At 69.0% G+C, this 6,914-nt stretch carries 8 protein-coding genes and 1 pseudogene; 4 read left to right on the top strand and 5 right to left on the bottom strand.

Features of this window, described 5'->3' with window-relative positions:
* Positions 1 to 798: 798 nt before the first annotated feature.
* Positions 799 to 1,233, bottom strand: coding sequence for an SMI1/KNR4 family protein (locus tag ABTY04_RS39895; protein ID WP_352218334.1), 435 nt, complete (start codon positions 1,231 to 1,233; stop codon positions 799 to 801).
* A gap of 423 nt (positions 1,234 to 1,656) precedes the next feature.
* On the opposite strand from ABTY04_RS39895, the pseudogene ABTY04_RS39900 reads away from it, so the two are divergent.
* The 3 genes and pseudogenes from ABTY04_RS39900 to ABTY04_RS39910 all read left to right on the top strand — a co-directional run.
* Positions 1,657 to 1,842 (top strand): annotated as a pseudogene (locus tag ABTY04_RS39900) (DUF6300 family protein); the annotation flags it as partial.
* Positions 1,843 to 1,909: 67 nt separating this feature from the next.
* Positions 1,910 to 2,284 (top strand): helix-turn-helix domain-containing protein, encoded by a 375-nt coding sequence (locus ABTY04_RS39905; RefSeq protein ID WP_352218335.1) that lies wholly within the window; start codon positions 1,910 to 1,912, stop codon positions 2,282 to 2,284.
* 817 nt (positions 2,285 to 3,101) lie between these two features.
* Positions 3,102 to 3,539, top strand: coding sequence for a hypothetical protein (locus tag ABTY04_RS39910; protein ID WP_352218336.1), 438 nt, complete (start codon positions 3,102 to 3,104; stop codon positions 3,537 to 3,539).
* Positions 3,540 to 3,723: 184 nt separating this feature from the next.
* Here the strand turns inward: ABTY04_RS39910 and ABTY04_RS39915 are convergent, their stop codons facing one another.
* The 4 genes from ABTY04_RS39915 to ABTY04_RS39930 all read right to left on the bottom strand — a co-directional run bounded on the left by ABTY04_RS39915 (position 3,724) and on the right by ABTY04_RS39930 (position 6,441).
* Positions 3,724 to 4,446 (bottom strand): hypothetical protein, encoded by a 723-nt coding sequence (locus ABTY04_RS39915; protein ID WP_352218337.1) that lies wholly within the window; start codon positions 4,444 to 4,446, stop codon positions 3,724 to 3,726.
* 636 nt (positions 4,447 to 5,082) lie between these two features.
* Positions 5,083 to 5,256 (bottom strand): hypothetical protein, encoded by a 174-nt coding sequence (locus ABTY04_RS39920; protein WP_352218338.1) that lies wholly within the window; start codon positions 5,254 to 5,256, stop codon positions 5,083 to 5,085.
* Positions 5,257 to 5,402: 146 nt separating this feature from the next.
* On the bottom strand, positions 5,403 to 5,597 hold the full coding sequence (locus ABTY04_RS39925) for a hypothetical protein (protein WP_352218339.1): 195 nt from the start codon (positions 5,595 to 5,597) through the stop codon (positions 5,403 to 5,405).
* Positions 5,598 to 6,063: 466 nt separating this feature from the next.
* Entirely contained in the window at positions 6,064 to 6,441 is a 378-nt protein-coding gene (locus tag ABTY04_RS39930; protein ID WP_352218340.1) for a peptidoglycan-binding domain-containing protein, read from the bottom strand.
* 309 nt (positions 6,442 to 6,750) lie between these two features.
* On the opposite strand from ABTY04_RS39930, the gene ABTY04_RS39935 reads away from it, so the two are divergent.
* The coding region (locus tag ABTY04_RS39935) for a helix-turn-helix domain-containing protein (RefSeq protein ID WP_352218341.1) at positions 6,751 to 6,914 on the top strand (164 nt) is incomplete at its 3' end.

The raw sequence follows: 6,914 nt of genomic DNA on the forward strand, positions 1-6,914 counted from the left end.
GCGGCTTCTTCTTCCCCATGCTCTCCATGATGAACATCATCCTTCCAGGGCCGAAACCCCTGATCTCCGATGTCCGTCAAAGCGAAGCAAGCCCAGTTGCACCGCACATCGGGGTGGAAACCTCGGCAGATGAGGTCCCTCGATTCAGCGATGCCGCCACACCTGTTGCGCCGGCTCCGGTGAGCTGCATTGGCGTTGAGCTGCGCGAACGACCACTGGCAAGCTGGCACCACAGCACGAGCCCCAGAGAACCCGCTCTGCCAGGAGTGCCGCGCCCGGCTTGTGGAGTCACAGCGGAAGCCGGCCCGCTCCGCAGCCTGACGCGGCAGGGCCTTCTGGCCGCATCCGCCGAGCCGCGCGGTGGCGGTGTGGGGGAGGCTGTGGGTGCCAGGCCCGGAGCGGCGGTGAAGGGGCCATCCCCGAGCGGCCTTGACCCCTCCCTTCGAGCCGATGCCCGCCCGGCCGCCGAGTCCGTTGTCGGCCCTGACGTCCTGGCGGGCGGCCCGGCCCTGAGACAGGATCCCGACGGCCACCGCGCGAACCTCTTCATTCCCGTCGGCCCCGGCGGGCGGCTGCCCCCACCTGCCGCGGCTCGTGGTGGTGCGGGAGGCAGGTTTGTGGCCGCTCTGCCGGATGCCCGGCCCTTACGCCGGAGAGGGCGAGCTGCCCGTCGACCGCGTGCTCGCTGTGCGCGACCGTACGGGCGACGCAGCCGTCTGTGGTGCGGCGCTGAAGGCTACGGTTCGCGAGGACCCGCGGCAGATCGACGCCCTCTCGCCAAGCCGCCACCACGTCGGCCTACTGGTACCAGTCGTCGCCGCCCTCGGCGAGTGAACGGCCCAGGTAGTCCCTTAGATCTCGTGCCACCCACCGACGGCTGTCGGTCTCGTGCTCCCAGACGAAAATGTCCGGGCGCTGTGGTGTCTGCACGAACGCGAACTGGTCACCGCCCCCGTTGTCCCCGAAGAAGAGGAGAGCGTCGAAGGGCATGTAGAGCCGGGCAAAGGAGCTGTCGGAGCGGAAGAGAAGGTTCTGCTCGACGATCTGTCCGACGGGCCAGACGGTGTCCACCGCGGTATGTCCGATGATTCCGTTGCTCTCCAGGAGCAGCTGCCTCAGCTCGGCCGGCAGCCCGCGCCCGAGACGGTGCTCTGCGTCAGCGAGGGCCGCCGCCTGCGCGGGACTCCGGAAATCCACCTCAGGAAAGACCTCAAGAGCCGCTTCTCGCCACATGATCTGAAGACTACCCAGCAGCTGGCCGGATCCCGAACGAAGGTACCTGGCCCGCGCTCCAAGTCGGGACGGACCACTGCCAGCCGGATACTCCGCCCGTCTGCACCGACATCACGAGTTCAGATTCAGTAGCGGAGCACGGCTACGCCCCTCACCCCTCCCAGGCGCATGACGAAGTCGTCGAGGATGAGCATGCCGGGCCGTACCGACTCGCATCCGCTCGGCCTGGCGAAGCCGCAGCGGGAGCAGGCTCGTTCGGTAGTCCGCGTGGCGGCCGACTGCCACCGCAGTCCAAGGCGGACACGTCGCGGGTGACGCGTGTGCTGCAGGTGGGGAGCCTGGTGAATCTGATCTTTCACTATGGGTTGGCCGTGCAGGTCAGGGGGCATTGGATGGTCCGTCCATCGTGCAAGGAGGCCTGGTATGTCCCATGGTCCGTTCCGGCTTTCCTCTCAGCCGCCTCCGTGTTCACGCTGCGGCGGCGAGGTGATCGTCAGCGCCGAGGGCCCGCAGGGCCGTCTCGGAGTCCCGGTCCGGCTGGAGCTGTGCCCGCTCTGCGACACCGACAAGCCGGCCGGCGGGCCTCTGCTGCGGTTCTTCCAGTCCGGGGGGGGGCAAAGACCCGGATCGCGCGGGCGAAGGCGCCTCGCTGTTCTGGGCCTGGCAGCGGGAGGCGATGGGCGCCCACGGCTTCGTCTGGCGTACCCGGTCCCGCCGCCAGTTCCTCGACCACCTGCGCGCCGGCATGGCGACGACCAAGGCCGCGGCCGAGGTCGGCATCACCACCGCGACTGTCTACCAGCGCCGCCGCCGCGATACCGGCTTCGCCGCTGCTATGGACCAGGCCACCGCCACCCGCATCACCCCGGAACTCGCCAGCGCCGCCACCGACGCGCAGTGGACCGCCTTCTACAACCACCTCGCCACCCACGGCGTGCTCCGCCAGGCAGCCCTCGCCGCAGGTATCCGGCCCGAATCCGTCTACGACCGGCGCAGAACAGACACCGACTTCGCGAAGCGGACCGACCGTCTGCGTGCGCGACGGGAATGAGGGAACCCGGTAGCGGGCGGCTTCGTATCGACATCGAGGCCGGATCGAGGGCGCGGTGCGCGGGGGTACGGATCCGCAGGTCTGGCCCGATGCCCGGTAGCCATCGGTCCCCGATTGGAACGGGAGCCGGTGGCGGGTCGGTGAGGGCTGCAGCGGGCCCGACGCTTCGACCTGCGGAGCTGCACCTCCGAGCGGGGGCGGGTCCGGCTGCGGCCGGGGCGCTCAGGAGCTCGTCGCAGGTCATCGGTGTGCGGACGATCGGACAACCAGGGTGTCGTGCAGGACGAAGCGCGAGCGGGCGGGCAAGTAGTAGCCGTGGTCCGGCGACGGATCGGCTGCTCAGATTCCGACTCGGACTGGTCGGGCATCGGGACGGCCGTATTCGAGTACCTGCGGCAGGACCTCGCGAAATCGGGCGACGTCCTCGGCCGGCCCTTCGAGTGTCGCCGATCTTCTGTGCTGGTTCCACGTGGCGTTCTGTTGAGCGCGCGCGAGGACGGCGATGGCGCGGGGGCAGGTCGTTGACACCTGCCGAACGGCGTGCAACAAAGGCCGCACGGCGTGTTCGGCCACTGTCTCCTCATGCGGTTCTCCTCGTGACCGGGTGTCGTGCCCGTGCTGACGCTGGGCCGCGTGGAATTCACTGTTGCCACACGTGAGACTGTCGAACGGTAGGCACCCACCGCATATATGAATGGACAGCTCTCCCTTGACCATGATTCCCGGATCCCGTGTCCCGGGGCGGACCTGGACGGTCCGTCTGACCGGCCACGGCGATCACACCGTCTCCGTCATCTGCAGCACTGAGGCGTGCCGGATGCCGCCCCGGTCCAAGGACACGGCGGCCATGCGGCGGTTCGCCGCAGAGCACGCCCGCGCGCACGCCCGGCTCGCCACCATCCGCCCCGACGCTGCGTGTGCCTGTCGGGCCGCCGAATGCGGTTTCCACGAGGACACCCGGACCTCCTGCACCGGCGCCCCGCTGCTCGTCCTCATCCACAATCCGGCCGTCGGCCAGGTCTGGACCCTCGCGGAGATCTGCCAGGCCTGTGCGCCCCTGATCCCCCACACCGCCGTTCTCGGCCGCGCCGAGCGACCGGCGGGTCCCCGTACCTCCGGATCGTCGGGCGCGGCTCCGTCCGTCCCCGCCCCGGCGCGCGTGGCCGTACCCGGCGGTTTCTCGAACCCCGAGGCCGCTCCCGAAGCGGTCACCCGGCGCCGCCCGTACCGTGGCGGCCCCCGACGCACCCGCTGAAGGCCGCCACGCGACCCAGGCGTCCGGGGGCCGCACCTGGTGTTGGGCCAGCTGGCCAACTCCACGGATCCGACCGGCCACCCCGCCCCATGAGGCGCCCCGTGCCCTTCATGGGCCCGGCGGTCCCGAACAGGAGCCGCGAGCAGGCAGGGGCCGGGTGGCGTACGGAGTGGAGGTAAACGGACTAGACCTCCGCCGGCTCCTTGTCGTCCGTCGTGTCGGTGGTCGGGACCGCTGCGGATGCCGACTCGCTCACCGCAGGCCGGGGCGCGGTGTACATGACCGAGCCCTGCTTGTGTTCCTTCTCGATGAGGTTCTTCTTGGCCAGTGCCTCGAGGGTGTTGCGGACGACCTGGGTGGAGGCCGGGCGGTCGGGGTGTGCCTGGGCGAGTTCGGTGGTGACCTCGCTGACCATGCGGGGTTCAGCGGCGTGGACGAGGAGGGCCAGGACGAGTTCGCGCAGCGGGGGCTCCGCGCCCTTGCTGGCCTTCGATTCGGCGGCCTTGGCCTTCGAACGGGATGGAACACCCGAGGCTTTCTTGGGCTGCGCCGTCTTCCTTCCCGACCCGGGGCCGGTGTTCTGCTTCGCCCACCGCGGCTGGGGGACGGCCCCCGTCACCGGAGCGCCGGCGTATGCGGGAACGGCCGCGGTGCTATCAGCGGGGGACTGGCTGGGCTGCGGCGCCACCTGTCCGCCGGAGGCCACAGCCTTGTCCGCGGCCGGGGGCAGTGCACCCTGCATGCCGTGGAGCCAGCTCTCGTCGGCTTTCAGCTGCTTTAGACGTGACTCGAGTTCCGTGATCTGCGCGAAGATCTGTTCCTGTTCCTTGCGGTTGGTTGCGAGATCGGCGGCGAACCGCTGCGCGTACACGTTGTGGATGGGCATGGTGTCCGGCTCGTTGGCCACTTGCGGCTCACTCTCCTCATACCTCACGGTGTTGCCGCCGGATGCTACCCACCAACAGGCGTCCGCAGTTCCCTCCGGGCAAGATCCGCCCAACTTCTCTGGCGCTGCGAAAGTCTTGGGCGTCGGGCTGGCACAGCGGGCAGGCGGATACGAGCCGGCCCCGTAGCCGCGCACACCGGTTGGTGCGGGTCAGCCGAGGCTGGAGCCGATCCGGAACCGCATTTCGCCCGCAGCCCGCTGGATGTCCTCGGCACCATCAACGCCCGCGCCTCGTCCCCGCTGATCAGTTCCAGGCGTGGCTCGCTTACCCCGTAAAGCAGTGTGTCCAGCAGATCCAGTGTCTCGTCCATACCGGGAAACAACGCCGTACGGGCCCGCACGTCACCTTGGCCGGCGTGGACCCGTCCCGCCCAGACCGTGGGCTGGTTGCCCCGTGCTGTCGAGAGGGGAGCTGGGCGCGGTGACGGAGCGCTTGGTGGCTGCAGCGGGCCACCGCCGTCACTTCCCAGGCGATCCCGGCGCCGCAGAAGCGCCGTCATCTCCGTCGTCTGGAATTGTTGTCACCCAGGCGCCCGTACGGCGGGGCGATAGTGCTGGCCCTCCTGCGCATCGCGCATCTCCCGGCATGAGCTCGGGTCAGGCGATCCACGTGCGGATACGGTCGGCCATGGCGAAGACGTCTGCGTCATTGCGGTCGGCGGCGAGGATGAGCTCTTTGAGGTCGGCGAATTTGGGATCGACTGGCCAGCCGGCCGCTGCCATGTAGGTGGTGATGGTGACGGCGGCGAACAGGGCGTTGCGGGATTCCATGGGGCGCAGCTTGATGACAGTGTGCAGCCTTCGCCTCGGCCGCCGAGGCGCGCGCTGGCGAAGCTGGGCGACGCCGAAAGCGCGGAGGTCTTCGAGCCAGGCAGGGGTTCCTGTGCGGTCTCAGCTTTTTGTTTAACCTCGCCGGGTCACCTGACCTGATGATCGGCGGTGTGCGGGTCGCGGACCTTGACCAGCTCCTCCCGCGCGATCACCCGCCGATCCAGCTCGATCTCCGCGGCCTCCAACACCTCAGCCAACCGCGCGGCTTCCTCCCGCAGGCCCTCCACCCGCACCCGGGCTGCCGCCTCCCGCTCCTCCAACATTCCCAGCGCCGACGCCACCGCGCACCCCTCGGCCATGAAGCGGATACAAGACGCCGCATGCCTCCCTCACCCCGAGCGAAACCATGTCTCACCTGCAGAAATCAAGAGATCAAGTTCAGCTAGAGTTTGCCTCTGCGGCAACCGGTGCCGGGTCGGCGAGGGTGAACAGGCCGGGCTCGGGTTCGGTGAGGATGCCACGGCCGACCAGGCGTTTCAGCTTGGCACGAGTGTTTTCGGTGTGCCGCGGCTCGGTGCCGAGACCGAGGGCTCGGCTGACGTCCTTGGCGCGGAGTCCTTATACGCGTCGCGGAAGCCCTGATGGCCCGCGGCTGGACCGTCCAGCCCTGCGGTCAGGGCACCTACTCACCCGCGATCCGCCACGCTCTGGCCCGCACCCGGTCAGCCCTACGCTGGTTCCCCGACCTGATCGCCGCGCGGGCCGACGTGGTCCGACCGCCCGGGGCGGGCGGTCGGACCATCTCTGCTACACCGGGGTGGGGATGAAATTTATGCACTCGTAATTGCCGCGCGGGTTCAGGTACGTGTTGTACATGAACGTGCCGGTGACGCTGCCGACGATGCCGTCCTGCTTTACCCCGAAGTCCTTCTGGAAGAGCTTCACCTGACGAAGCGTGTCATCGCCGAAGATGCCGTCGACTTTGAGGGCCGAAGTCATGCGGAAGTAGTCGCCGTTCCAATTGTTGAGCGCATCCTGGACGCACTTGACGGACATGCCGGTGTCGCCGTAGCGGACGTTGGGCAGGCCGGGGCGGGCACTCGCCGACGTGGTGCCGGTGATGGCCAGGAGGGCGGCGCACACGGCGACGGTTGCGCCGCGGACGGCCTTGGTCGAGAGTTTCATGCGGATCTTCCTTCTTCTGCTGCGCCGCCCGCAATGTTTCGGCCGGCATGGGAACCATAGGCGGCAGCCGATACCACCGGGGCGGTCAGTTGGCGTCCCATCAGGTGTCCCACGCGTCCCATGGCTGTCCCACGCCTCGCCCACTGCGGTTTCGGGGGAATGCAGGACGCGAAAAATGGAGACGCATGTGGGACGGACGGCGGCGCGGGTCGCGACGGAAACGCTGCGCCGGCCGCGTCACCGACCTCCTATTGAGCCGGAACTGATGGGTTGCCTGCTCGTTGATCGGGTGTGATCGAGGGTGGGGACATGCGGCGTCTGTCGCCTGCTGCGCAGGAGGATCTGCGGTTGCGGGTGGTGAGTGCGCTGGAGTCGGGGCGGGTTCGGACGTACGGCCAGGCGGCAGGGATGTTCGGGGTCTCCGAGCGGTCGGTGGGCACGTGGTGGCGGGCCAGCCGCGCCGGAGGACGGCA

This window comes from Streptomyces sp. NPDC097981 (genome assembly GCF_040302565.1).
GTDB lineage: Bacteria > Actinomycetota > Actinomycetes > Streptomycetales > Streptomycetaceae > Streptomyces.